The sequence below is a fragment of the Marinobacter sp. MBR-105 genome (assembly GCF_053628895.1).
This window is the reverse complement of sequence record NZ_JBRJHG010000016.1, coordinates 69,352-94,105: the sequence shown is the minus strand read 5'-3', so window position 1 is coordinate 94,105 and position 24,754 is coordinate 69,352. Positions and strand designations below refer to the sequence as shown.

The 24,754-nt window shown below is 56.5% G+C and carries 21 protein-coding genes and 3 tRNA genes; 13 read left to right on the top strand and 11 right to left on the bottom strand.

The genetic code is table 11. From position 1 onward, the window contains the following. Positions 1–4 precede the first annotated feature (4 nt). From ACSSVV_RS17090 to ACSSVV_RS17080, 3 genes are all read right to left on the bottom strand, one after another. Entirely contained in the window at positions 5–1,084 is a 1,080-nt protein-coding gene (locus tag ACSSVV_RS17090) for an outer membrane protein assembly factor BamB family protein (RefSeq protein ID WP_454106630.1), read from the bottom strand. 9 nt (positions 1,085–1,093) lie between these two features. Beyond that, complete coding sequence (locus ACSSVV_RS17085; protein WP_454106629.1) at positions 1,094–1,234, bottom strand: hypothetical protein; 141 nt, start codon at positions 1,232–1,234, stop codon at positions 1,094–1,096. Between the two features lie 182 nt (positions 1,235–1,416). Next, a complete protein-coding gene (locus tag ACSSVV_RS17080; protein WP_454106628.1) occupies positions 1,417–4,557 on the bottom strand; it encodes a hypothetical protein in 3,141 nt (1,046 codons plus the stop codon). A gap of 476 nt (positions 4,558–5,033) precedes the next feature. On the opposite strand from ACSSVV_RS17080, the gene ACSSVV_RS17075 reads away from it, so the two are divergent. After that, positions 5,034–6,548 carry a fumarate hydratase gene (locus ACSSVV_RS17075; protein WP_222197309.1) on the top strand — a complete coding sequence of 505 codons (1,515 nt, stop codon included), beginning with the start codon at positions 5,034–5,036 and terminating at the stop codon, positions 6,546–6,548. Between the two features lie 43 nt (positions 6,549–6,591). On the opposite strand, the gene ACSSVV_RS17070 is transcribed toward ACSSVV_RS17075, so the two are convergent. Together ACSSVV_RS17070 and ACSSVV_RS17065 are read right to left on the bottom strand one after the other, a co-directional pair. After that, positions 6,592–6,915 (bottom strand): MGMT family protein, encoded by a 324-nt coding sequence (locus ACSSVV_RS17070; RefSeq protein ID WP_023010611.1) that lies wholly within the window; start codon positions 6,913–6,915, stop codon positions 6,592–6,594. Positions 6,916–6,938: 23 nt separating this feature from the next. Next, entirely contained in the window at positions 6,939–7,700 is a 762-nt protein-coding gene (locus tag ACSSVV_RS17065) for an SDR family oxidoreductase (protein ID WP_454106627.1), read from the bottom strand. 72 nt (positions 7,701–7,772) lie between these two features. Between ACSSVV_RS17065 and ACSSVV_RS17060 the strand changes: the two genes are divergently transcribed. The 6 genes from ACSSVV_RS17060 (at position 7,773) to gspD (ending at position 14,336) form a co-directional block, all read left to right on the top strand. Then, complete coding sequence (locus ACSSVV_RS17060; protein ID WP_022991653.1) at positions 7,773–8,330, top strand: FxsA family protein; 558 nt, start codon at positions 7,773–7,775, stop codon at positions 8,328–8,330. A gap of 196 nt (positions 8,331–8,526) precedes the next feature. Next, positions 8,527–8,814: a co-chaperone GroES gene (gene groES / locus ACSSVV_RS17055; protein ID WP_011785505.1), complete on the top strand. Its 288-nt coding sequence runs from the start codon at positions 8,527–8,529 to the stop codon at positions 8,812–8,814. 76 nt (positions 8,815–8,890) lie between these two features. Further along, positions 8,891–10,543, top strand: coding sequence for a chaperonin GroEL (gene groL, locus ACSSVV_RS17050; protein WP_014421008.1), 1,653 nt, complete (start codon positions 8,891–8,893; stop codon positions 10,541–10,543). A 167-nt stretch (positions 10,544–10,710) separates the two neighbouring features. Beyond that, positions 10,711–11,502 (top strand): type II secretion system protein N, encoded by a 792-nt coding sequence (gene gspN, locus ACSSVV_RS17045; RefSeq protein WP_114433394.1) that lies wholly within the window; start codon positions 10,711–10,713, stop codon positions 11,500–11,502. Between the two features lies 1 nt (position 11,503). Then, positions 11,504–12,352, top strand: coding sequence for a type II secretion system protein N (locus ACSSVV_RS17040; RefSeq protein ID WP_454106626.1), 849 nt, complete (start codon positions 11,504–11,506; stop codon positions 12,350–12,352). A 34-nt stretch (positions 12,353–12,386) separates the two neighbouring features. After that, positions 12,387–14,336, top strand: a complete 1,950-nt coding sequence (gene gspD, locus ACSSVV_RS17035) for a type II secretion system secretin GspD (protein WP_454106625.1) — start codon at positions 12,387–12,389, stop codon at positions 14,334–14,336. 87 nt (positions 14,337–14,423) lie between these two features. On the opposite strand, the gene ACSSVV_RS17030 is transcribed toward gspD, so the two are convergent. The 6 genes from ACSSVV_RS17030 to purE all read right to left on the bottom strand — a co-directional run bounded on the left by ACSSVV_RS17030 (position 14,424) and on the right by purE (position 21,771). Beyond that, complete coding sequence (locus ACSSVV_RS17030) at positions 14,424–16,403, bottom strand: M48 family metallopeptidase (RefSeq protein WP_454106624.1); 1,980 nt, start codon at positions 16,401–16,403, stop codon at positions 14,424–14,426. A 10-nt stretch (positions 16,404–16,413) separates the two neighbouring features. After that, positions 16,414–17,001 carry a LemA family protein gene (locus tag ACSSVV_RS17025; protein ID WP_226597131.1) on the bottom strand — a complete coding sequence of 196 codons (588 nt, stop codon included), beginning with the start codon at positions 16,999–17,001 and terminating at the stop codon, positions 16,414–16,416. Positions 17,002–17,024: 23 nt separating this feature from the next. Then, entirely contained in the window at positions 17,025–19,085 is a 2,061-nt protein-coding gene (locus ACSSVV_RS17020) for a putative bifunctional diguanylate cyclase/phosphodiesterase (protein WP_454106623.1), read from the bottom strand. Positions 19,086–19,341: 256 nt separating this feature from the next. Then, entirely contained in the window at positions 19,342–19,920 is a 579-nt protein-coding gene (gene sodB / locus ACSSVV_RS17015) for a superoxide dismutase [Fe] (protein WP_011785497.1), read from the bottom strand. A 73-nt stretch (positions 19,921–19,993) separates the two neighbouring features. Beyond that, entirely contained in the window at positions 19,994–21,112 is a 1,119-nt protein-coding gene (locus ACSSVV_RS17010) for a 5-(carboxyamino)imidazole ribonucleotide synthase (RefSeq protein WP_454106622.1), read from the bottom strand. Positions 21,113–21,279: 167 nt separating this feature from the next. Beyond that, the gene (purE, locus tag ACSSVV_RS17005; protein WP_454106621.1) at positions 21,280–21,771 is read right to left on the bottom strand and encodes a 5-(carboxyamino)imidazole ribonucleotide mutase; all 492 of its coding nucleotides are present in this window, start codon (positions 21,769–21,771) and stop codon (positions 21,280–21,282) included. Between the two features lie 186 nt (positions 21,772–21,957). Here purE and ACSSVV_RS17000 point away from each other — a divergent pair, with 186 nt between their 5' ends. The 6 genes from ACSSVV_RS17000 to ACSSVV_RS16975 all read left to right on the top strand — a co-directional run bounded on the left by ACSSVV_RS17000 (position 21,958) and on the right by ACSSVV_RS16975 (position 24,665). After that, positions 21,958–22,917 (top strand): hypothetical protein, encoded by a 960-nt coding sequence (locus tag ACSSVV_RS17000; protein WP_454106620.1) that lies wholly within the window; start codon positions 21,958–21,960, stop codon positions 22,915–22,917. 117 nt (positions 22,918–23,034) lie between these two features. Then, positions 23,035–23,892: a DUF2846 domain-containing protein gene (locus ACSSVV_RS16995; RefSeq protein WP_454106619.1), complete on the top strand. Its 858-nt coding sequence runs from the start codon at positions 23,035–23,037 to the stop codon at positions 23,890–23,892. A gap of 44 nt (positions 23,893–23,936) precedes the next feature. Continuing rightward, positions 23,937–24,206 (top strand): hypothetical protein, encoded by a 270-nt coding sequence (locus tag ACSSVV_RS16990; RefSeq protein ID WP_454106618.1) that lies wholly within the window; start codon positions 23,937–23,939, stop codon positions 24,204–24,206. A 179-nt stretch (positions 24,207–24,385) separates the two neighbouring features. Next, a tRNA-Val gene (locus ACSSVV_RS16985) sits at positions 24,386–24,461 on the top strand. A 42-nt stretch (positions 24,462–24,503) separates the two neighbouring features. After that, a tRNA-Asp gene (locus ACSSVV_RS16980) sits at positions 24,504–24,580 on the top strand. Positions 24,581–24,589: 9 nt separating this feature from the next. Next, positions 24,590–24,665 (top strand) — tRNA-Val (locus ACSSVV_RS16975). The last annotated feature ends 89 nt before the right edge of the window (positions 24,666–24,754 follow it).

The following is a 24,754-nucleotide window of genomic DNA, read 5'->3' as shown; positions in this document are numbered from 1 at the left end:
GGGCTTATCGGTTCTTGAACTGCGAAATGTGCAGCCCCATACCGCCGTCCATCGTGGCGGCATAACCCGCGTAGATGAGGTCGCCATCTACTGCTACTCGGCCCTGGGTGATCTGCACGGAGCGGCCAGTCTTGCTTTCTGCCACAAGCTGGCCGTTGGTGTCGTATTTCTCGTTGCGGCCGTCACCGACCACAAACACTTCACCATTGATCAACGCCATATCCTGAACGATGCCGCTGCGGCTGGTTTTGTTCCAGTAGAAGCCTCCGAGGCCATCCAGTTTGGCAATGCGCCGACCATCGGCATTTGATGTGACAAAGTAAAGGTCACCACGATAGTCTTCCTCTACCAATACAGGCCCCATCAAGCCATAACTGGAGGCAGGAGCCGCCAGCGTCTTCTGCCAGATTTTCTGGCCACTCTGGTTCCAGCGGGTAACCAGACCGGCACCGCGAGGCTCCACGGATTGCGTGGTGATCAAGTCGCCGTCCATGGTAAAGAGCGATTCTCCGAGTGCCGTGCCTTCCTGGTCGGCATCTGCCTGCCACAGGGGTTCACCTGCAGGTGAGAACAGGCTGATTTTCCAGCCACCCGTAAGGGCATAGCTGCCGTCGCTGTTGAATGCGATGTGCCAGGCGGAGTGTTCAGGGTGGTCAACGTGGGACAGCTTGTTTCCGGTAAGACTGAAACGCTGGGTTGAAAGCCCGGCAACGACAACCTGATCGTCGTTCAGGGCCAGCGCACGCATGTCTTCCTGATCGCTCAGCTTGCGGGTCCAGCGCTGTTCACCGTTACGGTCGAAGCTAACCAGGTGAGAGCTGAAGCTGGTGCTGTCATCGGTTGTGCGTTGGGTGATGGCAATGCTGTAGAGGTTGCCCTGATTGTCGGCTGCCAGCGCTCGGGTATCATCGAAAAACCGTGATGAACCGTTGTCGTCAGTGCGTTGCAGCGAGGCAGTGCCTACCCACAGCCGATCACTGGTTGGGGAGAACTTGACGAACACGGCTTCTTCCTGGCGTTCGGCCAGGCCGGTTTGGTTGGCTGTGCCAGCAACGAGCACATCACCGTAGCTGTCGACAACCATATCGTTCAGCTAGGTTATGCGGTTATCGCTGGATGTAGCGCCGTGATTGTACGTGGCCACCCATTCCGGGGTGACGGCAGCGGTACATGCCGCCAGTATTGCAACAAAAGCCAACAGGCCAAAGGTTTTTGGGGAGGGTACTGCACGCATGAGATCGCTCCTGATCGTTTAACGTCCATGGGGACAAGCGGTTTTGGGAAAGTGGTACAAACGTGCGGTTATGGTAGGGGGAGGGATTAGGTAAAGCACACTAGGTTGCGAGCGCAGATCGGCGTAACGAAAAATGCCCCGGCAGGACCGGGGCATTTAGTTTCTATAGATAATCCTTAGGTTTAAGGTGCGTCAATTGACACTGACGTGTCTGGGCGTGGAGGTGTAGCCGAAGCATCCCCTTTATCAACCACAACGGCTGATCCAGATGTCTCTATCAAGCTAAGCGTTTGCGCAGCCATTTGCCCAAAAGTTGCTTGTGCAATTTCTTCAGACATCGGGACAACGTCTCCGTTCTTATCGACACGCGCCCTGGGAAGTACTGGAGTAGAGTGCTGTGCCAGTTCGTTATAACGAACGAAGGCTGGCAGTGGGATAGGTATAGTAGCCGACGGCAGCACATCCGTTGCTGAGGTAAGCATGTCCAGTGGCTCTGATCCTGACAGAGGTGCTATCGAGGAGAACATCTCTACCTGAACCACTTGGCCGCCCAGTGTTCCCGGGAGGGTTACACCGTCCAGGTTATCCATACCGTCGTTGATCGTCGTGTTGTCATTGTTAATCTGTGAAAACACAACGTTCCGCAGATCATCCGTAAAGTTTACAGGGTCCACAGAGTCGATGGCGTGCTGAAGCACGTTGAAGTAGGTTTGCAGCCCAGAGTCTTTCTGGGTCAGCCCGGTTTGCGCTGTCAGACCAGCAACAATTGTTGGGCCGAATGCAGGGGAGTTCTCAAGCATCCGTACAACGCCGCCCACAGGCGTGAGAAGGTTCGCGGCTTTGATTTTAAGATCCTTTCTGCCTGCGTTACCTTCCGCAGCAGCATTTGTAGAGGCAACAAACGCACCCCCGTTTATGGTGCCGAGTGAGTGGCCGACGAAGTAAACGTTGTTTTCATCAAATGCAGGAGCGATATCAGCGATTGAGGCACGAACGGTCATCAGATCCACTGTGCCCTGACGAAGGTTGTCGCGAGATACCAGAAAGTTTTCAAGATTTATGAAAAGATCTCCTGAATCTCCGGCCGCTGCGTCTGAACTAAAGTTCATTTTGATGATTTCGTTGAAATCGTTCGTCGCGTACCCGAAGTGGCGTTCTGTAGCTCCTGTAGCGGCTATGCCTTGTGAAGTTGATACAGGTGCCAATCCGGGGATCGTGCTACCTGCATTGGCTACTGTCCCAACCAAAACGCTCACTTGTTGTTCAGTAACCGCTGCGCTGTACCCGGCCTGATCAATTGCGGCCATAATAGTGGGTATATCTCCTTCGACCACTAACGGCGAAAGTTGATCCACAGTTGGCTGCGCAGCAGCTTCAAGCTGTTCTTCGGTAAGTCCTGCTCCTTCAGGTGTTGCCGCAATCGCTTCCACCACTGCAGCACGTACTAGAGTCTCCGCGAGCTCTTGTTTGTCTGAAGTTGAGGCGGGGCCGACACCATGTAGTGGCTGGTCAATTGCTATAACTGCTACACCTTGAGCAGCCAGGACGCTACCAAATGCCAGCGCTGCACTGCGATCGGTGGTGATGCCGTGCTGGAACATGACGACAGGCAGGTTAAAAGCATCTGATGTCGGATCAACTAGCACAGATCCGTCGTTAACTGTAGCCGGGTACATCACCAACATTGGCACATTCAAGTCGGCATGTTTTTCCGGGAAGGGAAAGGTTGTGTTGAGAACGTCACTTTTGCCTGCGCCTTGGGGAATAACCAATCCGGCTTCTTTAAATTGGGTATTCAGTTTGCTGGCAAGTTGAGTGTCGGCTTTCCAATACCCTGTTTTGATCGGGGTTCCGTCCTTGTCGGTTGGAGTCCCAAGGAAATAAGGAAGTTTGATAGTGCCTTGCGCAACCTTGACATTAGTGGCGCCGGGAATACTGCTAAGAACAGCTGATACTGCGGGTGCTGGTGCTGCCGTTTCGAAATCGATTGTAATGTCGGACTTTTTGGGTTCGGGGAAAGTAATGCCTTCCTGGGCAAGTCCGCCCTTAAGCAGAACACCTGCGCACTCGAACTTGTCGTCAACCGCTAAGACTGGGTTGGGGTTAACCACAAAAGGTTCTTCATCACAGGATACGAGGTTCGCATCTAAGCTGCTTGGTTCAAAGCTTGCCAGAGCCGCGTTCACCGCAGCAACGATTTCGTCGCTGCCAAAAGTGGACAATATTGTCGGCATTTGGGCTTTATACATGTCGTAGAAAGGCTGGAAATCGTCTTTTGTTACGCTTTCGTCGTCATTCATATCCCATGTCGCTACGGGCATCAGTGGTGCACTTTCCACTCCTGCCTCGTTCAACAGTAAAAAGTGTGCGCCGCGTGATTTTTTAGCTGCTGTAGTGGTAACTGACAGCCTGAGTTGGTCCTCAATCCATTGGGCTGGGTTTGCAATGTACTGAAGAACCTTTTTGTCATTTGAGGTCGTGAAACTGTAGGACAAAGCAACGTTGTCCCGAGAAAGCTCGGGCAGTCCATTGTTACTGCGAGCTTCGTTCAGGGAGACGCCGATTCCAGGTATGGGAGTAGAGATGGCATCTTCGGCTACCTTTTCCCAGAAACTATTGATGAGTGTGCGGACTCGATCTACGCTAGGCCCAATAACCATAGTTTCGTCTTTTAGCTCAGTATAAGCAGGTGATGAAACTACAGGTTCGCCAGAACTATCTTGGATTTCGTTTGTTAGGATTACAACGTAACGCTTGTTTGGCTTGAGTGGTTCAACAGGTGTAATACGTAGAATTGTCTCGCCATTAAAATTCTTAGCTTCAGCAATGAAGTTGTTGAATGGGGCACCGTCTGATGGCAACTCGGAGGCACTTAGTCCTCGCAGCGGATCCCCGCTGGCATAATCCAATTCAATTAAGAAAACGTTCTGCTGTATGAGTTCCGCAGGGTTTGTGGACGGCCCCCTTACATTTTGAATTTCACCCGAGAACTTGATATCAATCGGGGCAACGGTTGATGCGCCGCTCAGTCCGTTTAGGGCTGTAGTTACGGGAGGTTGTCGGTCTGGAACCAAAAAGGAACCGTCGCCTGCAGCTGAGTTGAAAATTAGATCATTAGGGATCGGCAAGTCAGACACTGCCGGGAAAGGGTCAAACACTGGCCAAGTCTTACCCTCAAATTGGGCAAGGAACTCCGCTCTATTCCTATCTTGGGTAATTTGATAATCCGGATTCGCATTTTTCCCGGAGGACCCACTGTCAAAACAGCCCGTCAACCCAAGGGAAGAAGCCACGGCAAGACTTATTAGAGTTTTCTTGAACATGGGTGGAACCTTTTCCTGTTGTTGTGTCGTTATATCCGGCGTAGACGGAACCGGTCGGCCCCAGGATTCCGCGCATTGCCTTTTCTGATTTGTTGGTTGTCTGAAATTGTAGCCAGCACTTAAAAGCCAATTTCTGTAGCTTCGACTATAGCGACAGAGTAGCAAGTGTTGATCAGCCAAAAGTGTGATTCTGCGTCTGGAAACCCTCCTCGCACCATTGGAGTGGCCCTCAATCAAAAATAGTGGCCGCTCCGCGGTTTGTCGAGTTCCAGTGGCCGGGTAATGCCTGTTTTAACAAATTGTTGCGAATTGGTTTTGCGGCCATAGCTAATTTCGTTAGCGGGCATAGCATTTGCGCCTTCTGTCGCATCAACCGCTGTGGCGAATTTCTGGTAAACTCTCGCTTCCATATATAAGCAGGGGCTGCCTTGGTGGCTCCGCACACTTCCGATAATCAGAAAGCTGATGAGGCGACTATGACCACCGTGATCCGCCAGGACGACCTGATCGAAAGCGTAGCCGATGCGCTGCAGTTCATTTCCTATTATCACCCGAAGGATTTCATTCAGGCCGTGTATGAGGCCTACCAGAAGGAAGAGTCCCAGGCGGCCAAGGATGCCATGGCCCAGATCCTGATTAACTCCCGCATGTGTGCCCAGGGCCATCGCCCGATCTGTCAGGACACTGGCATCGTCACCGTGTTCGTGAACATCGGTATGGATGTGAAGTTTGAGTGCGATATGGCGCTGGACGACGTGATTAACGAAGGTGTGCGCCGTGCCTACACCCATCCGGACAACGTGCTCCGGGCCTCTGTACTGGCAGATCCGGACGGCAAGCGCCAGAACACCAAAGACAACACCCCGGCCATCATTCACTACAAGATGGTACCGGGTAACACCGTGGAAGTACACGTGGCGGCCAAGGGCGGTGGCTCGGAAGCCAAATCCAAGTTTGCCATGCTGAACCCGTCCGACTCGGTCGTGGACTGGGTGTTGAAGATGGTGCCGCAGATGGGTGCCGGCTGGTGTCCGCCTGGCATGCTGGGTATTGGTATTGGTGGTACCGCCGAGAAGGCGATGGAGCTGGCGAAAGAAGCTCTGTTGGACCCGATCGATATTCACGATCTGCAGGCCCGCGGTGCCTCCAATCGTGCTGAAGAACTGCGTCTGGAGCTGTTCGAAAAGGTTAACGAGCTGGGCATTGGCGCCCAGGGGCTGGGTGGCCTGACCACCGTTCTGGATGTGAAAGTAAAGGATTACCCCACCCACGCGGCCAACAAGCCGGTGGCGATTATTCCGAACTGTGCCGCTACCCGCCACGCGCACTTTGTGCTGGATGGTACTGGCCCGTCCCTGCAGACACCACCGAGCCTGGACGACTGGCCGGAAATTACCTGGGAAGTGGGCGAGAACGTTCGCCGTGTGAATCTGGATACTGTAACTCCGGAAGACGTGAAAGACTGGCAGCCGGGTGAAACCGTTCTGCTGTCTGGCAAGATGCTGACCGGCCGTGATGCGGCCCACAAGAAGATGGTGGATATGATCGAGCGCGGCGAAGAGCTGCCGGTAGATCTGAAAGGTCGCTTCATCTATTACGTGGGCCCGGTGGATCCGGTGCGTGAAGAAGTGGTTGGCCCCGCGGGCCCCACCACCGCGACCCGTATGGACAAGTTCACCGACACCATGCTGGAGAAAACCGGACTGACCGGCATGATCGGTAAAGCCGAGCGTGGTCAGGTTGCCATCGACGCCATCAAGAAGCACGGCGCGGTGTATCTGATGGCGGTGGGCGGTGCGGCCTACCTGGTCTCCAAGGCCATCAAGGGCGCCAAGGTGGTGGCCTTTGAAGAGCTGGGTATGGAAGCCATTTACGAGTTTGAAGTGCAGGATATGCCGGTAACCGTAGCGGTGGATTCCCGTGGGAGTTCCGTGCACCAGACCGGCCCGGTGGAGTGGCACGACAAGATCATTGCTGCCAAGGCGGTTTGATCTGAGTCTTTGTTAGTCCCGGTAGCAGCCTTGGGCGTTCGGCTCAAGGCTGCCACTGAAAGTCCTTCATCTTTACCCTTCCTTTATACACTTCCACCCCTTCCAGTCTCAGTTTCTCGGTTTGAAGCTGGCAGGTTTCTGTGCCTTCAGGAAAGGCGATCTGGCCGTTGCTCCGGATAACCCGATACCAGGGAATGCAGTGGCCGGCGGGCAGTTTGCCCAGGGCCCGGCCAACGAAACGCGCCTGGCGTCCGAGGCCGGCCATGGCGGCTACCTGACCGTAGCTGGCCACTTTCCCTTTCGGAATCGCGGCCACTACCTGCCAGATTTTCTGCTCCTTTGTCGGTTCCTTTTCGGACTCGTTCATTCAGAGCTCCGGTATTGGCCGGGTTACAGGCGCAGGGCGCCGTCCACCTCGATCATGCGGCCAGAAACGTAGTCGTTCTCGAAGATAAACGCTACCGCTGAGGCGATTTCCTCTGGCTTGCCCATGCGTTTCAGGGGGATGCCGGCGGTCATTTTCTCCAGGGCTTCGGGCTTCATGGAGGCCGTCATTTCCGTTTCGATAAACCCTGGGGCGATGCCCATGCAGCGGATGCCGTAGCGGGCGAGTTCTTTGGCCCACACTGGCACCAGGGCAGATACGCCGGCTTTGGCGGCGGAGTAGTTGCTCTGGCCCATGTTTCCGGCGCGGGAGATGGAGGCGATGTTGATGATCGCGCCCTGGTCGCCGTTTTCGATCATGCGGGTGGCCGCTTCCCGGCCGCACAGGAAAACGCCGGTGAGGTTAACGTCGATCACGGACTGCCACTGGGCCAGTTCCATGCGCTTCTCGAGCTTGCCGTCCTTGAATTTCACCATCAGGCCGTCGCGCAGGATGCCGGCGTTGTTCACCAGGCCGTTGAGGTGGCCGAAGTCATTGATGATTGCCTGAAAGGTTGCCTCAACGTCTTCTTCTTTGGCGACGTTACAGACATAGGTTTTGGCGTCGCCGCCGGCCTGTTTGCAGGCTTCGGCTGCCTCGGCCAGTTTATCTTCCATCAGGTCGATGAGCGCGAGCCTGGCGCCTTTGGCTGCCAGATATTCGGCCATGGCGCGGCCGAGGCCCTGGCCGCCGCCGGTGATTGCGATAACAGAATCTTGAAGTTTCATGGTTTGCCCTAATTAAATTCAGAGGTGTTTTACGTTCTCTGTGTGTCTGCATCGTTTTTATGGGGAGGCATTTTGCCCGTTTTCTTTTTTCTTTTCATCGTTATGCCCATTGCCGAGCTGGCGGTACTGATTCAGGTCGGTAGCGTTATCGGCGTGTTGAACACGGTCGGGCTGGTGTTTCTGACCGCTGTAATCGGGGCCTGGTTGCTGCGCCAGCAGGGCTTGGCGACCTTGTTGCGGGCGAATGAGCGCCTCAACAGCGGCGAGTTACCGGCCAAGGAAGTGGCGGAGGGGCTGATTCTGGCGGTCGGCGGCGCTATGTTGCTCACGCCGGGGTTTATCACCGACACCTTCGGCTTTTTGTGTCTGTTGCCGGGCTCTCGCCATTGGCTGGCATCGCAGGCGCTGAAGCGGATGACGGTGGCGGGGCAGAATCAAAGCCGGAGTTTCTTTTTCAGGGCGGGCGGCGGTGCAGGACCCTTTGGGCATGGCCCTTTTGGTCCGCAGCGACCGTTCGACCGTGATGCCAATGGCGACATCATTGAAGGCGAATATCAGGATCAGACACGGAATGATCGGGGCCAGATCCAGCACGGTCAGCCGGATCAGGATGAGCAGGAAAAAAAGTGAAATTTTTTTCGTTGCGGGTGTTGAAAACCTTTCGCTCAACCCCATTAACACAGCACAGATTCGTCTCAGGCTGAAAATCACTGTCTATCAGTGGCTTGGATGCCGAGGCAATTTGTCGGGTCCGGATCTCCGGCCAGACATTTTTAACATGCAATTGTCATTGCCACATTAATCTGACTATTGGAGAAACAGAGCAATGAAAATTCGTCCGCTACACGATCGTGTTGTCGTACGCCGTAAGGAAGAAGAAGAGAAAACTGCGGGTGGCATCGTGCTGCCGGGTAATGCCAAAGAAAAGCCTTCCCAGGGCGAAGTGATCGCTGTGGGTAATGGTCGCATTCTTGATAACGGCGAAACCCGTGCACTGGCGGTCAAGGTGGGTGACACCGTGGTCTTCGGCCAGTACGCCGGTAACACCGTAAAGGTTGACGGTGAAGAGCTGCTCATCATGAGTGAGAACGATATTTACGGCGTGCTTGAGTGATCGCAACAGCGATAGGCACGAACGCTCATTAATCCGATTGGTTCAATTTTCGGTTTAACGAACAGGAATAGAAGACATGGCAGCAAAAGACGTTAAATTCGGTGATAGCGCCCGTAAGCGCATGGTAGCAGGTGTTAACATCCTGGCGGACGCGGTCAAGGTAACACTGGGCCCCAAAGGTCGTAACGTGGTTCTGGAGAAGTCTTTCGGCGCTCCGACTGTGACCAAGGACGGCGTATCTGTGGCCAAGGAAATCGAGCTGAAAGACAAGTTCGAGAACATGGGCGCGCAGATGGTGAAGGAAGTCGCTTCCCAGGCCAACGAAACTGCTGGTGACGGTACCACGACTGCGACCGTACTGGCCCAGTCCATCGTAAATGAGGGTATCAAGGCCGTGACTGCCGGCATGAACCCGATGGACCTGAAGCGTGGTATCGACAAAGGTACCGCCGAAGCTGTTAAAGCCATCCGTGAAATGGCCAAGCCCTGCGACGACAGCCGCATGATCGCCCAGGTCGGTACTATCTCCGCCAACGGTGACGAAACCATCGGCAAGATCATCGCAGACGCGATGGAAAAAGTGGGTAAAGAAGGCGTCATTACCGTTGAGGAAGGCCGTGGCCTGGAAGACGAGCTGGACGTGGTTGAAGGTATGCAGTTTGACCGCGGTTTCCTGAGCCCGTACTTCATCAACAACCAGGACAACATGTCTGCCGAGCTGGAAGACCCGTACATCCTGCTGGTCGACAAGAAGATCTCCAACATCCGCGAACTGCTGCCGGTGCTGGAAGCCGTTGCCAAGGCTGGCAAGCCGCTTCAGATCATCGCTGAAGACATCGAAGGCGAAGCCCTGGCTACTCTGGTGGTCAACAACATGCGCGGCATTGTGAAGGTCAACGCTGTGAAGGCGCCTGGCTTTGGTGACCGTCGCAAGGAAATGCTGCAGGACATCGCCATTCTGACTGGCGGTACTGTGATTTCCGAAGAAGTCGGCCTGACCCTGGAAAACACCACTCTGGATGACTTGGGTACTGCCAAGCGTGTCAACGTGACCAAGGAAAACACCACGATCATCGGTGGTGCTGGTGCCGAGGCTGATATCAGCGCTCGCGTTGAGCAGATTCGCAAGCAGATCGAAGACAGCAGCTCTGATTACGACAAAGAGAAGCTGCAAGAGCGCGTCGCCAAGCTGGCTGGCGGTGTCGCCGTCATCAAAGTGGGCGCCGGCTCTGAAGTTGAAATGAAAGAGAAGAAGGCCCGCGTTGAAGACGCTCTGCACTCCACCCGCGCTGCCGTTGAAGAAGGCATCGTAGCTGGTGGTGGTGTTACCCTCATCCGCGCTATTGCGGCTCTGGACAAGGTAGACGCCATCAACGACGAGCAGAAAGCCGGTGTGAACATTCTGCGTCGCGCCATGGAAGCTCCGCTGCGTCAGATCGTATTCAACGCAGGCGGTGAGTCTTCTGTGGTGGTTGCCAAGGTCAAAGAAGGCGAAGGCTCCTTCGGTTTCAACGCGGCAACCGAGCAGTACGGCGACATGCTGGAAATGGGTATCCTGGATCCTGCCAAGGTAACCCGTTCTTCCCTGCAGGCAGCGGCTTCCGTAGCGTCTCTGATCATCACCACCGAGGCGATGGTTGCAGACGAGCCGGAAGACGAGAAAGCCGGCGGTGGCATGCCGGATATGGGTGGCATGGGCGGAATGGGAGGCATGGGCGGCATGATGTAATGCCGACCAGATCCCGAACAGGTCTCAGTTTCTGAGGCCTGGCCCGATCTACCCCTGAAAAACCCCGCGCTGGTTCACACTGGCGCGGGGTTTTTCGTTTTTTTGTCATGAACTTGCCCAATGGCTTTGTTAGACTCGGCTACCGGTTTTTAAATGTGCCAATTGCAATGACTGAATCCCGATCAAAATCCTTTCTCGGCCCTGGCAAAGTGGTTCTGCTGCTGTTGCTCGGTCTGCTGGTTTACGGGATCACGCTGATTGTTCTGGTTCCGGCTGGCTGGCTCTGGCAGCAGGCCTCGGCCCAGGTGCAGCTGCCAGAGCAGGTTCGGGTGCAGCAGGTATCCGGGCGTCTCTGGGATGGGGCCGCAGGGGTTGTTGTGGCTGGTTTCCCGGCACGCTTGGAATGGCAATTTGGCTGGCCATCGCTGTCCGGGGTGACATTACCGCTGCAATTTTCCGTGTCTTCATCACAATCCCGCGTGGAAGGGGTTGCCCGTGCCGGTTGGCAGGGTAATTTTGAGGTCAGCGCCAATGGGCTGATAGCGGTTGCCGAGTTCGAGCAACTGATACGCCAGAGCGGTGGCGCCATGATTGAGGGAACCGTGTCTGTGGATCGCTTCGAGATGTCCTGGGCAGACGGTCGCCTGAAGTCAGCAGACGGGCTCGGGCGCTGGGATGGTGGCAGGGTTACCTGGCCGATGGGCAATCAGGTGGGCCAGGCCGTGTTTCCTCCCATGCAGGCAGATCTGGACACCGTGGACGGAGGCGTTTCACTGGTAGTGGCAGAGCAGGGTGCAAGCGGGCCGGCGGCTGATGCCAGCATACTCTGGGATGGCATGATGGAACTGCGGGTGTACAAGCGCATGGTCGATCTGGCGCAACAGCCCTGGCCAGATTCTGCAAGGCCGGGTGACGTAGTGTTCCGGGTCCGGCAGCCATTGCTGCCCGGAGGCCTGTAATATGATGAAGCTGTCGGTGGGGCGTCAGGAGCGGTTCTCGCGTACATTGGCGAATCTGCTGTTGCTTGCGCTGGTGCTTTACCTTGCGGTAGAGCTGGCGAAACTAACCTGGTTGATTGCCTGGAACGACCGGCCTGTACCGGAAATCTTCGGGCAGACGGCTGCCGGCGCTGAGGTCCGTAGCCGAGTGTCAGAGGCTCCGATCGCCGGTTATGAATTCTTCGGGCGACCGGAAAATCAGGCAGGTGTGGCCGATGTGGTGCGTCGTTCGGCACCGGAAACCGGGTTGCGCCTGAGGCTGGAGGGTGTTTTAGTCGGGCAGCGTCCTGAGGACTCCGGTGCTATAGTTGCCGGAAGTAACGGCGAAACCGAATACTATCGGGTTGGCGACCAGTTGCCGGGCAATGCTGAGCTGGCGGAAGTCGAAGCTGGAAGAATTCTGCTACGCCGGGGAGGAAGGTACGAATCCCTGGCGTTTGAGGAACAGATGGACACCGGAGCTCTGGTTGCGGAAGAACCTGTGCAGGCGGCAGAATCGCCGGATGCCTACCTGGAAGACGCCAGAGCACGGCTGGACAGTGAAGGCGTAGCCGCACTGGCAACCTACGGTCTGCAGCCTGCAGAGGATCGCGGCGGGTATGTGTATGATGGCTCGAACGCGATGCTGAACGCCGTGAATCTGCGCCCGGGAGATATCATTACCTCGGTGAACGGTCAGCCTCTGGGCGACATCGAGCAGGACAAGCAGTTGCTGGACAGTTGGCGCAGCCAGCCGCAGCTGGATATAGAAATTGAACGTGACGGAACCCTGCTGACGGTCAGTTACGCCATACCCGAACAATGGCGCTGACAGGGTACTCAAAATAACAGGACGATATCGCCAGATGTATAACCACAAGATCAACCTCCTCCAGGCAATTATGTTTGCGCTTCTACTGCCGCTGGCCTCGCTGGCGCAGGCGCAGGAAGAAACCTGGCGGCTGAACCTCAAGGATGCGGACATTCGGGCCTTCGTCACTCAGGTGGCTGACATAACCGGCTACAGCTTTGTGGTGGATCCCCGGGTTAAAGGGAAGGTTACGGTGTTGTCCAGTGCCCCCATGAACAAGGACGAAATCTACGATCTTTTCCTGGCAGTGCTTAATGTGCACGGTTTTACTGCGATTCCCGGGGAAGAAGTGGTCAAGATTGTCCAGCAGGTCGATGCCAAACAGTCCGCTGAGAATCTGGACCGATTCCCGCAAACGCCTTCCGAGCAACTGATCACCCGTGTTATCCAGATTGATAATGCCAACGCCCTGGAACTGGTTCCAATTCTGCGGCCCCTGGTTGCCAAATACGGTCATCTGGCCGGCGTGGCGGCGGCTAACGCCCTGATTGTCAGTGATCACGCCTCTAACATCGCACGCATTGAGCAGATCGTTCGGGAGCTGGACAGCCCCTCAAAGTACGAAGTGGAAGTCATTCAGCTGCAGGAAGCCTGGGTCGGTGACATGGTGACCCTGCTGCAGGAGCTGGCACCAGAAGAGCTTGGCCGCGCGGGCGGTGAGAATGCCGCACGCAAATACAGCGTGACGGCCGACGAGCGCAGCAATCGGTTGATTCTGCGGGGCGACGAGACCTTTCGGGACAAGATGCGCGGTTTGATTCGCCAGCTGGACCAACCGTCTGCCAGTGGCGGGACCACCAAAGTAATTCGTCTTCGTCATGCTGACGCCAAGACCCTGACCGAAATACTCAAAGGTGTGATGGGTGAGGTGGTGAAAGAGGGCAGTGCGGGCGGCAGCTCGGGTGGCTCTACCGGGAATCCGGGCAGTAGCTTTTCAGTCTTTGCTGATGAAGGGCTGAATGCTCTCGTCGTCCGGGGGGATCCCTCCCTGATGCAGGAAGCCGAGCAGATTGTGGCACAGTTGGATGTGCGCCGTGCCCAGGTGATGATTGAAGCGGCTATTGTGGAAATCAGTGATGAGCTGGGCGATCAGCTCGGGGTGCAACTGGCGGCTGGCGATGAGTCTGCGGGTTCGTTTCCGGTGCTGGGTACAAACCTGACCAGTGGCCAGGGTATGGTTGGCCTGAACTCCGTGATCGGAGCTCTGGTGGGTGACACTATTCCGCAGCTTGCCGGCGGGTTGACCGTCGGTGCCGGGCAGCGTGATGAGGATGGTGTCACCTGGGGCTTACTGATTCAGGCACTGTCCTCTTCTTCTGCGGCGAACCTGTTGTCTACGCCCAGCATTATTACACTCGACAATCAGGAATCTGAAATCATCGTTGGCCAGAACGTACCGTTCCGTACTGGCCAGTCTACCGTGACCGGAGACGGGACCACCAACCCGTTTACCACCATCGAGCGGCGCGATGTGGGGTTGTCGCTGAAAGTCACGCCTACGATCAGTGCAGATGGCCTGGTGCGTCTGGTGGTTGAGCAAACGACCGAGGACATTTCCACAACCAGCGTTGATGGTGCATCCGATCTGATCACCAACAAACGTGAGATCAAAACCACCGTGCTGGCGGATGACGGTGAGACCGTGGTACTGGGCGGTCTGATCAAGGACGATTACCAGGTCAGCAAGAGCAAGGTGCCGCTGCTGGGCGATATCCCGGTGCTTGGTCGCTTGTTCTCTTCTGAATCCGAGACCCGCGTTAAGCGCAACCTGCTGGTTTTCCTGCGTCCCACGATTATGCTGGGTAAAGCAGATGCTGTGGCGGCGACCACTGAAAAGTTCAACCGCCTCTGGGATGTGAACCTGGAAGTGCGGGAAAAGCTTGGCTTGCCCCAGGAAGAATCCGATCCGTCGGTCGATATGCTGTTTGAAGGGCGCCGGCAGTAGGGAGTTGTGCTGACGAGACAGCGTGGATAACTGCGCTGTCTGATCATCGCCCTGGCGAGCAGAACCGGGGCGGTGCTTCGAGTGCTCTCAGAGTGGCGGCATCGGGCAGTCCAGCTGATCCGCCACCAGCCTCATTAATTCGTATTCCTTAACTTCCACCTTTCCGTCGTGACTGATGCAATGTCCGCAGGCATCAATAATGGCAGGCTTCAGCAGTGGTGAGAGCTTGCTGAGAACATTCAGAGCAGCTCTCAGGTTCTGCATGGTGATCTTGCTGTGCATGGTTTCGTCGTTTCCGTTGCCAAACCCGGAAATAGCTTCCTGATAGAGCGCTTGAGCCTTTTCCGGTGCTTCGGTGCCGGCCCGGGCGAACAGGCTCAGTACCTGTTCAATGGCGGGTTTGACTTGCCGGAAGCTTCGGTATTTCACGGGCACCACCTGCCCGGAGCCACGGCCTAGATGCCGCCACAGGAAGGTGGTGAGTGCGAGCTCGAACAGGGTCACCCGGTTGTCCGCCTGAACCAGCGTCTGAATGTTCGCGAGAAGGGTGTCCCGCTCCTCCGGATCGAGCTTTCGCAACGCCGGCATGGCCAGTTCAAGCATTGGAAAACGTGCGCGTTCGCCAAGTTCTTTTAGGGATGGCAGTAGTTTGCCAAGCAACTCGGGTTGGGCGCCCAGCACGGAGTGCTCTGGGATGAGAGCAAGCCTCTCGGTTCGCTCGGCGTCCGTCAGTTCGTAAATCACCAGGCCATAGCAAAGCTGAACGGCCCCAGCCCGGGTATATAACAGGTTGCGAAAGGTCGATGGCAGTTTCTTCAGGAGACTGCTGGCGAAGCGCTCGCTGTCCGCGGAAACCGTGCCAACGCGGCTGGACAGCGCAGGGGCTGCCGTCGGAGACTCGTTGGTCAGGGAGCTCGCCAGAGGCGATAGGCTGTACTTTCGGGTGCCTTGAGCGGGTTCGACTACCTGGCTCACCAGGTCGCCAATGGCTGCCTTATCCGGACTGCGGCCTTGTCCCTGCAAGCGTGAGCCAGGTTCGGTATCCCGTAGCCTGCTGCGCAGGCGGGCCATCAGCCCTGGCTGGATGGCGTTGATTCGTTCGTCAATGGGAGGGTGGGATGCCAGCAGGGAGGTGAATTTCATCCTTGCTGCCTCGCCGAAACACACGTGGTTCATGTCGCTGGCATGGCTGGTAGTGTCCAGATACCCGCCTTTCATCCCGATTTTGAACAGGGCGGCGCCAATGCCTTCGGGGTTACGAGTGAACTGAACGGATGACGCGTCGGCCAGCATCTCCCGCTGACGTGAGACGGCCGACTGAATGAGCCGGCCAAAGAACACGCCGACATAACCGATCACCATCAAGGCCAGCCCGATCAGCCCCATGGCAGCCTGTGCCCGGCCGTCCCGGTTTCGGCTACGACCGCTGCTGTAGAAGCCAGCCCTCAGGAGAAACTGGCCAATCTGGCCGATCATCAGTATACCGGCCAGCAGGGCGATCAACCTGACATTGATGCGCATATCGCCGTTGAGGATGTGGCTGAATTCGTGGCCTACTACGCCCTGGAGTTCGTCCCGGTTCAATTGGGTCAGGGCTCCGTGGGTAACCACCATCACCGCTTCACCTGGGGTGTAACCGGCCACAAAGGCGTTGATGCCGGTTTCATGGTCCATCACGTAGAGCTCCGGTACCGGAACACCACTGGCAATTGACATTTCCTCGACGATATTGCGCAGTTTGCGTTCTTCCGGGTCGCGGGTGTCCGGATCAATAGCCCTGGCACCAACCATTCGCGCCACGCGCGTGCCGCCTCCGGCGAGGTCCACCCAGCGTACCAGAGAGCCGATGCCAATCAGCGCGACCACTGCACCGGCGGTTGTCAGGCCATGGCTGGACAGCAGCCAGTAATGAAATGGCAGGGCCGAGGTCTGGCTGCGGGTCACCATGTAACCCACCAGACAGACCGCCAGAGTAATCAGGGTGACTGCGGTGAGAAACAGCACAACCAACAAGCCAGTGTTGCGCCGGGCACTGGCCTGGCGCTGGAAGAAACCGGGGCTCGCCATGAATCAGGCCTCAGAAACTGACTTTCGGAGCCTGGCGGGCCTCTGGAGATTCGAGCTGCAGCTGGGCGGTTTCCTTGAACGCAAACAGGCCGGCCACGATATTGTTAGGGAACTTCTCGCGGAAGATGTTGTAGTTCATCACGCCATCGTTATACGCCTGGCGCGCGAACGCGACACGGTTCTCGGTGCTGGAGAGTTCTTCCATCAGTTGCTGGATGGTCTCGTTGGCTTTCAGCTCAGGGTAGTTCTCGGCCACGGCGTAGAAATTGGCGAGGGCTTTGGTCAGCAGGTTCTCGGCGCTGCCAAGGCGTTGGATCTTGGTGCTGTCGCCTGGGTCACGGGCGGCATCCTTCTGAGCACTGACCGCGTTATTACGTGCTTCCATCACCTGGGTGAGGGTGGACTTTTCATGGTCCAGATAGGCTTTGGCGGACTCCACCAGGTTGGGGATCAGATCGTGGCGGCGCTGAAGCTGGACATCAATCTGGGCGAAGCCATTCTTGAACTGGTTGCGCAAAGAAACAAGCTGGTTGTAGATAAACACCAGATAGAGGATGACAACGGCAATTACTACAAGACCGATGACAGTCGTTCCCATGACTACTCCTAAGGGCTAAAGGTTCAGGCGTTATTTTCCACGATCCGGGCGTGGAAAGTCTGTACGAAATTCTCAAAATCTCTGGGTAACAGGGGCTTGGAGAAGAAATACCCCTGAGCAAGCGCACAGCCACGCTGGCTGAGGTAATACTCCTGCTCTGCTGTTTCCACACCTTCTGCGACGACGGTCAGATTCAGGCTCTTGCCAAGGTCGATGATGGTGTTGGCAATTCGGGTATCTTCCTCGTTGATCAGCAGGTCCCGAATGAACTGCTTGTCGATCTTCAGATGCTGTACCGGCATCTGCTTCAGATAGGTCAGCGATGAATAGCCCGTGCCGAAATCATCAACCGCAATACTGATGCCGGCCCGATGCAGTCGATGCAGCTTGGCGACCGCATCGGTGAGGTTGGTCATGAAGCTGGTTTCGGTCACTTCCAGTTCCAGGCGTCCCGCCGGAATATTATGACGTTTCAGGGTGTTGAGAATATCGTCAACAATGGATTCCTGGCGTAGCTGAACGGCGGAAAGGTTCACGGCGATTCTGAGGTGCGTACCTTCGGATGCCCAGCGAGCGGCCTGCCAGCAAGCCTGATCCAGTACCCATTGGCCAATTTCGACGATGGAACCGTTCGCTTCGGCCACCGGAATGAAGTGGTCCGGGGGAATCATGCCGTGTTCAGGGTGTTCCCACCGCAGCAGTGCTTCTGCGCCAATAACGCGCCGGGTCTCCAGATTGATCTGTGGCTGGTAGACCAGGTGGAACTCGTGGTTTGCGAGGGCCTGGGCCAGGTCCTTTTCCATCTGTTTGCGTTCGCGGATTTCCTGGTCGATGCTGGCTACATAGAACTGGAAGTGGTTGTGTCCGGTTTGTTTCGCCAGAGCCATGGTTTGCTCGGCACTCTGGAGCAGGCGGTCTGCCTGGTCGGCATCTGACGGGAACAGGGAAATCCCCAGCGTGGCGGTCATGGAAATCCGGTGGTTACCGGAATTGATCGGCGACCCGATGGTGGCCAGGACCTTCTCGGCGGTTTCTGCTGCCTGGAAGCCATCGCGCAGATGTTTTTCAACGATGACAAACTGGTCACTGCCCAGCCGGGCGACATTGAATCTGTCGGAGGAAAGATTGGCGGTCAGGCGACCGGCGACGGTTTGCAGGATGGTATCGCCGGTGCGGAAACCGCACTGTTCGTTGACGGATTTGAAGTCATCAATGCCACAGACCATGAGCGCGATCGAGCTGTGTCCTTCTCTGGCCCGTTCGATAGCGCCCTGCAGATCTTCCATAAAGGCATCCCGGCTGGGCAGGCCGGTCAGTGTGTCGTAGCGGGCAAGGCGGGTGACCCGGTCTTCTGCTTCACGATGCTTTTTCTGGGTGTCGCCGATAGCCACAAGCAGATTATTGGTGGCGTTAACCCAAAGGCCAAGCTCATCGGCCCGGTGTCCTTCCGGAATTGACACCAGACGATCGTCCGGGTGTGCCGGGTCTACCTTTTTGACCGACTGCACAATGCGCAGCAGCGGGCGGGTCAGCAGCAGATGGAACACCACGAACAGTACGATGCCAAGAATAAGTGCCAGGGCGATGCCTGAGGCAAACGTCACCAGTGCTCGGCCGAGCCAGGTTCGAGCATAGGGGGCGGTGTCGTAGTGAACCTCAAGATAGCCGTAGACAAGATCCGGATTGCTGCCTCGCGTGAGACTTTCGCGGTATTCGCGAACCTGGCCGAATATCGGATCAGTTAAAGGGCGAAACGGGGAGTCTTGCAGAGGCCGTAGCCGATCACCCAGTTCATCACCATCGGGATGGGTGATTTTGGCCATGTGAATGGGTTCCAGGGCGAACAGTCCATCCACCACCTGTTGCGCGAGCGTGTCATCAATGCTGAAAACGGCCTGGGTGGCGGAGTCTTCCACCATGGCCAGGGTCTGGGCCGCATCACGCTCCAGTTCAGCGGATACCCTCTTTGCATCCAGCACCACCTGTACCGCGCTCATCAGAATACCGCTCAGCAACGCGACGAGCAGTACCCATCGGAGAATGCGGTATCCGAGGTGGTTCTCTACTTCAAAGGTTTTTTGCATCCGCTGTTCTTGGCTCATCTGTCTGATTGGTTCTGTCGGACTCTGCGACAGGATCTATCACGCGGCACATGACAGTATGGTTCAGATTCCTTTCAACTTCATGGAGTATGGACGATTTTTTCAGAGTTTCTTGTGGATGCGTGTGTCGATTTGTTTCGGTTTCGTCGCATTCAGATACAGAAACGCCCGCAGGGGTTCCCGTGCGGGCGTTTGGTCAACGGTCAGGCTGTTGCTGCCTACCGTTGTTCCGGCTGGATCAGGCCAGGTTTTCGTTCACGAAATCCCAGTTGACCAGGTTCCAGAACGCTTCCAGGTAATTCGGACGGCTGTTCCGGTAGTCGATGTAGTAGGCGTGCTCCCAGACATCAACGGTCAGAACCGGCTTGTCGGCGCCGGTCAGTGGGGTTTCGGCGTTGCTGGTGTTGGCGATGGCAACACTGCCGTCAGCTTTTTTCACCAGCCAGGTCCAGCCGGAACCAAAGTTGTTGGCGGCCTTGTCGTTGAATTCTTTCTTGAAGTCTTCGAAGGAGCCAAAGGCCTTCTCGATGGCTTCTTTGGCGGCGCCGGTGGGCTCACCACCACCGTTCGGGCTCAGGCAGTGCCAGTAGAAGGTGTGGTTCCATACCTGGGCTGCGTTGTTGAACAGCGGGCCACTGGCGCTCTTGATGATGTCTTCCAGAGACTTGTTGGCATTCTCAGTACCTTCAACCAGGCCGTTCAGCTTGGTTACATAGGTGTTGTGATGCTTGCCGTAATGGTACTCCAGGGTTTCCTGAGAGATATGCGGTTCCAGTGCGTTTTTTTCGTAAGGCAGTGCGGGAAGTTCAAATGCCATGAGGTCGTTCTCCCTGGTTCTCTCTGTTTATGTGAGTTGACACTCTCGCAATATAAGGGCGGTTTGAGTTAAATCAACCCCTTGTTGTGAGAGAGCTTTTAAACTCGGGGCTGCCGGGCAGAAACTGTGCGCAGTTCCGGACCCGCCAGACCAGCTCTTCATAACTGTCTGCCAGAATGTTCACGTGCCCTAGCTTGCGGCCGGGGCGCTCCCCTTTATTGTAGAGGTGAAGGTGAGCGTAGGGCAGTTCCAGTATCCGTTCAATGTCGCCGTGCTCGCCGATGATATTAATCATGCAGCTCAGGCCGCGTGCCTGAACATTGCCCAGAGCGTGTCCGCTGACCGCGCGAATGTGATTCTCGAACTGGCTGGTCATGGAACCCTCAATGGTCCAGTGCCCGGAATTGTGGACCCGTGGAGCCATCTCGTTTGCTACCAGGCCGTCCTCGGTCTCAAACAGTTCCAGAGTCAGTACGCCCACATAGTTCAATTCGTTCAATAGTGCCTTGATGTACTTTTCAGCATCTTGCTGGATGTGGGGTTGCAGTCCGGGTGCCGGGGCAATGGAGTAGCGCAGAATGCCCTCGTGGTGGGTGTTCTCGGCAATGGGGTAAAAGGCCACATCGCCATCCTCACCGCGAACAGCGATGATGGACACTTCGCGTTTGAAGTTAACGAACTTCTCCACGATTACCCTGGGGTGGCCGATGGCGGTCCAGGCTTCTTCTGCCTGTTCCGGATCTCTCAGGACGGCCTGGCCTTTGCCGTCGTAGCCCTCAGTGATGGATTTGGCTACCACCGGGCAGCCAAGTGCCTCGGCAGCGGCTTTCAGGGAAGCGGCGCTATCAGCGATTTTCCATTCCGGCGTTGGAATGCCAAGCTGGCCGAACAGGGTTTTCTCTGCCTCCCGGTTCTGGCAAACCTGAAGCGCCCGGGGGCAGGGGTGAACCGGCTTGTTTTGGGCCAGCTTCTCCGCCACTTCAACAGGCAGGTGCTCGAATTCGTAGGTTACGCGGTCGACGCGGGAGAGGAAGTCGTCCAGGTAGCTGCCGTCGCGATCCACAATGACTTCCCCCAGACCAGCGCTGGGGCTGCCGGACATGTCGTAGAACACAAATTCCTTTGCGAGGGGGTATCCGGCAAGGGCCAGCATGCGCCCGAGTTGGCCGGCTCCTAGTACACCGATTCTCATCTGGTTCTCCTGATAAAAAGAAAGCTGCTTCGGTGCCTGAGCGGGCCGGGGAAGACTTTCCAAAACACGCTACGGGCACATCCCTGTGCGCTTGTTTCGGGCCGTCCTTGGCCCTCAACAGTTTTGGAAAGTCTTCCCCGGCCCGCTCACCTGGCTTTGGCTTGGTGCTACTGATCCCTGGGATCAGGGGTATCAAGAATCGTCTGGGTCTGGTTTTTCCTGAAGTCTTCCACCGCCCGGCGAACCTTGTCGTCGAACGTGCCAACGATCTGTGCTGCCAGCAGGCCTGCGTTGGTGGCGCCAGCCTTGCCAATCGCCAATGTGCCAACAGCAATGCCGCCTGGCATCTGCACGATGGAAAGCAGCGAATCCAGGCCATTCAGTGCTTTTGATTGTACGGGCACGCCCAGCACCGGCAAAGACGTTTGTGAGGCAACCATGCCCGGCAGGTGCGCCGCGCCGCCGGCGCCACCGATGATGACCTTCAGTCCGCGATCGGCCGCGGTCTTGGCGTAATCAAAAAGCAGATCCGGTGTGCGATGGGCGGAGACAACCCGGGTTTCGTAGGGCACGCCGAGTTTGTCGAGCATATCGGCAGCGTGTTCCATGGTGGGCCAGTCAGATTTGGAGCCCATGATGAGTCCAACAAGCGGCTGCATAAGCAACAGTCCTGTGATAATTGGAAAGCCGGCCATTGTATGTTCTGGCCAGTTGCCGTGCAACACGGCAAGCCCGGGCGTCCGGGTGCCGGAGCGCTTTCTTTAAAAGCCTTCATTTTAACCTGTCCGTAACTGCAGGTATTATCGTCGGTTATACAATTAAACCATCCATTTCCAGGAGCTGTAATGGAACCCATCCGCCCGGACGAAGATGAGCTGAGAGCAGAACCCCCGATCGGCGCCGGGGAAGCGCGAACCCCTCGTGCCGGTAAAGAGCGTGAGGCCGGGCGTGGGGCTCCCAAAGCCAGGCCGCCAGGTGCAGTTGCGGGCTCTGGCGGAGGCGGTGGTCGTGGTGGACGAGTTCTTGTCTGGGGAGCGATTTTCGGGCTTGCGGTGGCTGCTGGCGCAGGGTGGTATAGCCAGAGTCAGCGCATCGCGGCGCTGGAGAGTCAACTGGAAGAGGCGGATTACTGGGCGCGGCAAAGTAAGCTGGCACTGGCCCGTTTTGAGGGCGAGCTTTCCGAAACCGGGGAATCCTTGCAGGAGCGGGGTGCCTCTCTGGAGGAAAAGATAGCGGCCAATGCGGAAAAGGTTGAGACCGCCAACAGTGAAATCCGCAAGCTCTGGGTGGTTGCCAATGAGCGCAACCGGAAACAGCTTGAGGAGCATGGTCAGCGGCTCTCGGTGCTGGATCAGAATCTGGCGGAGACCGGCAAATCGGTGTCAGATCTGGAAACCACGCTCGAGCAGGTTCGTACCACGTTTGCTGGAGATATCGCCCAACTGAGCCAGAAGCTGGAGACATCTGTGGCTGCGCTGGAGCAGGCAAATAGTGAGGCGACGTCGCAACTGACCAGGCTGAGTCAGCAGATCGGTGATATCGATCAGGTGGTAGAGAGCCGTATCCGCCGGTTTGAGCAGGAGCAGAAACTGAGTATCGATGGTATTGAAGGCCGGCTGTCCTCCGTCGAGGGTCGAACGGACGGCCTCGCAGGAGCCGGTGATGTTCAGGCGCTGCGGAATCGACTGGTAGAACTGGCCCGGACCGTGGAATCCATCGATGCTTCCCGTGCCCAACTTACCTCGCGCCTCGTGCGCCTGTCGGAGGAGGTCAATCAGCTCAGGACGTCGAACTCAGGGCAGTAACGGTTGCCGGGGGTGAATGTAACGGTTTGTATTCATCCCTTGCGGTAGCTCTCATTTCTTGTGGTGGCCAGTTGTTATGATCGTCCCTACTCGATAAGGGATGAAGAGTGCATAACAATGAAAATCCGAGTGCCTTTCGTTAAAAGTGCCGCCGTTGTGGCATGCTTTCTGGTGTTGTCTGGCTGCACCGTTTATCAGTCTATCGGCAAGAGTGTGGGTGGCTTTCTGCATCCGGTGTCGGGCCATGATTTCGTGCATATCGACACCGATCAGTGGGACCAGAGCAATGCCTTGTTGTATTTCTACCGTACCCACTCCCAATGGGCGGCGGATGAGATCGAGTCTCCCAGCGTCTATATTGACGACAAGCACTATTTCAACATCCGCAATAACAGCTTTACCTGGCTGGAAGTGAGCCCCGGTGAACGGCACATCGCCATGCGTCGGCCTTTGCTTGGGCTTGAAGGCCTGAACTCCTTCAGTTTGAGCCTGATTGCGGATGCCACTCTGAAGGTGGAGTCTGGCAAGATCTACTACCTGAGATACAACGAACTGGAGGAGCCCTCGCGTCCTCATCCGGACCTGGACCCGGAGCACCCGCTGGCCTCCGGCGAGCTGCAGCTGGTTACCCGTGAATACGCCATGCAGTCGGACGAAATTGTGTCCACCCTGTTCCTGAACAGCGATCTACTGGCGCCGAACCATGCCGCAACGTCGATTGTCGAAGTTAACGAAGATACCGACTACGAGAAGCGGAAGCTGGCTCTTGAGCAGGAGCGCGAGCTGGAGATTGAGCGCCTGCAGCAGCAGGGTAAATATGAGGAGACCTCCTGGTTCTGGCCATTCGGGGGTGGGCCAACGGTACCGCTGGAAGCCGATCGCAAGCTGAAGGCGCTGGAGCAGGACTATGCCCAACTGGAACTTGAGCGCGAGCGCAGGGAAGAGGCAGAATCGGGAGGCTGGTGGATCTTCTAGGCTATGTCTACACTGGGGTTGGTGTAGTGAAGAGAGATAAAACAATGTCCTTCAAAGATACGTTCCGGCTACGTATTGGCAGGCTGGCCGGACAGGTTGGTCCGTTGCTTGAGGAATCCTGGCGGGAGGCTCGGCAACGCCTGGATGACCTTAACCAGGCGCTTGCCAGTCAGGCGGTGCCTGGCGAGCGCCGGGCGCGAGTGAGTGAGCTGGCTCTGAAGCGAAAGGGGCAGCAGGCAGGCCAGAAGTCTGCGGAAATACGGCCCTTCCCTGAACAGGGTAAAGCAGTACAACGTTCTGATTTTGATCAATAAATGTTCGCCTGAGAGCGTCTCGGAAAAAAGTTCAGTATTTTTCGGAAAAACATTTGACACAGTGAGCGAAATGCTTAAAATGCGCGTCTCACTTGGTTGAGACAGCAACGCTGACTCAGCAGGCGCTAAGCGCGGCAAGTGACTGTTTTGAGCCTGAAGTAAAGTAAGGCAGCGAAAGTGGGTGGTTAGCTCAGCTGGGAGAGCATCGCCCTTACAAGGCGAGGGTCGCAGGTTCGATCCCTGCACCACCCACCACTTTCAAAACAGAGTTCAGATTCGGCAAAGCTGAATCGATGCGGAGCGGTAGTTCAGTTGGTTAGAATACCGGCCTGTCACGCCGGGGGTCGCGGGTTCGAGTCCCGTCCGCTCCGCCACCTTACCCTGGGTGGTTAGCTCAGCTGGGAGAGCATCGCCCTTACAAGGCGAGGGTCGCAGGTTCGATCCCTGCACCACCCACCAGATTCTAAAAAGCAGACCAATTTGGTCTGCTTTTTTTATGCCCTTCGAAAACGTCAAGCTCGTTTGGCGAGCCGCAAAAAAGCCGGTCT

Coding starts and splice junctions, on each gene's coding strand:
- ACSSVV_RS17040 (WP_454106626.1), top strand. CDS start 11,504: ATGATGAAGCTGTCGGTGGGGCGTCAGGAGCGGTTCTCGCGTACATTG.
- ACSSVV_RS17020 (WP_454106623.1), bottom strand. CDS start 19,085: ATGCAAAAAACCTTTGAAGTAGAGAACCACCTCGGATACCGCATTCTC.
- ACSSVV_RS17065 (WP_454106627.1), bottom strand. CDS start 7,700: ATGAAACTTCAAGATTCTGTTATCGCAATCACCGGCGGCGGCCAGGGC.
- gspD (WP_454106625.1), top strand. CDS start 12,387: ATGTATAACCACAAGATCAACCTCCTCCAGGCAATTATGTTTGCGCTT.
- ACSSVV_RS16990 (WP_454106618.1), top strand. CDS start 23,937: ATGTCCTTCAAAGATACGTTCCGGCTACGTATTGGCAGGCTGGCCGGA.
- ACSSVV_RS17080 (WP_454106628.1), bottom strand. CDS start 4,557: ATGTTCAAGAAAACTCTAATAAGTCTTGCCGTGGCTTCTTCCCTTGGG.
- ACSSVV_RS17090 (WP_454106630.1), bottom strand. CDS start 1,084: ATGGTTGTCGACAGCTACGGTGATGTGCTCGTTGCTGGCACAGCCAAC.
- sodB (WP_011785497.1), bottom strand. CDS start 19,920: ATGGCATTTGAACTTCCCGCACTGCCTTACGAAAAAAACGCACTGGAA.
- groL (WP_014421008.1), top strand. CDS start 8,891: ATGGCAGCAAAAGACGTTAAATTCGGTGATAGCGCCCGTAAGCGCATG.
- gspN (WP_114433394.1), top strand. CDS start 10,711: ATGACTGAATCCCGATCAAAATCCTTTCTCGGCCCTGGCAAAGTGGTT.
- purE (WP_454106621.1), bottom strand. CDS start 21,771: ATGCAGCCGCTTGTTGGACTCATCATGGGCTCCAAATCTGACTGGCCC.
- ACSSVV_RS17010 (WP_454106622.1), bottom strand. CDS start 21,112: ATGAGAATCGGTGTACTAGGAGCCGGCCAACTCGGGCGCATGCTGGCC.
- ACSSVV_RS17030 (WP_454106624.1), bottom strand. CDS start 16,403: ATGGCGAGCCCCGGTTTCTTCCAGCGCCAGGCCAGTGCCCGGCGCAAC.
- groES (WP_011785505.1), top strand. CDS start 8,527: ATGAAAATTCGTCCGCTACACGATCGTGTTGTCGTACGCCGTAAGGAA.
- ACSSVV_RS17025 (WP_226597131.1), bottom strand. CDS start 17,001: ATGGGAACGACTGTCATCGGTCTTGTAGTAATTGCCGTTGTCATCCTC.
- ACSSVV_RS17075 (WP_222197309.1), top strand. CDS start 5,034: ATGACCACCGTGATCCGCCAGGACGACCTGATCGAAAGCGTAGCCGAT.
- ACSSVV_RS17000 (WP_454106620.1), top strand. CDS start 21,958: ATGGAACCCATCCGCCCGGACGAAGATGAGCTGAGAGCAGAACCCCCG.
- ACSSVV_RS16995 (WP_454106619.1), top strand. CDS start 23,035: ATGAAAATCCGAGTGCCTTTCGTTAAAAGTGCCGCCGTTGTGGCATGC.
- ACSSVV_RS17085 (WP_454106629.1), bottom strand. CDS start 1,234: ATGCGTGCAGTACCCTCCCCAAAAACCTTTGGCCTGTTGGCTTTTGTT.
- ACSSVV_RS17070 (WP_023010611.1), bottom strand. CDS start 6,915: ATGAACGAGTCCGAAAAGGAACCGACAAAGGAGCAGAAAATCTGGCAG.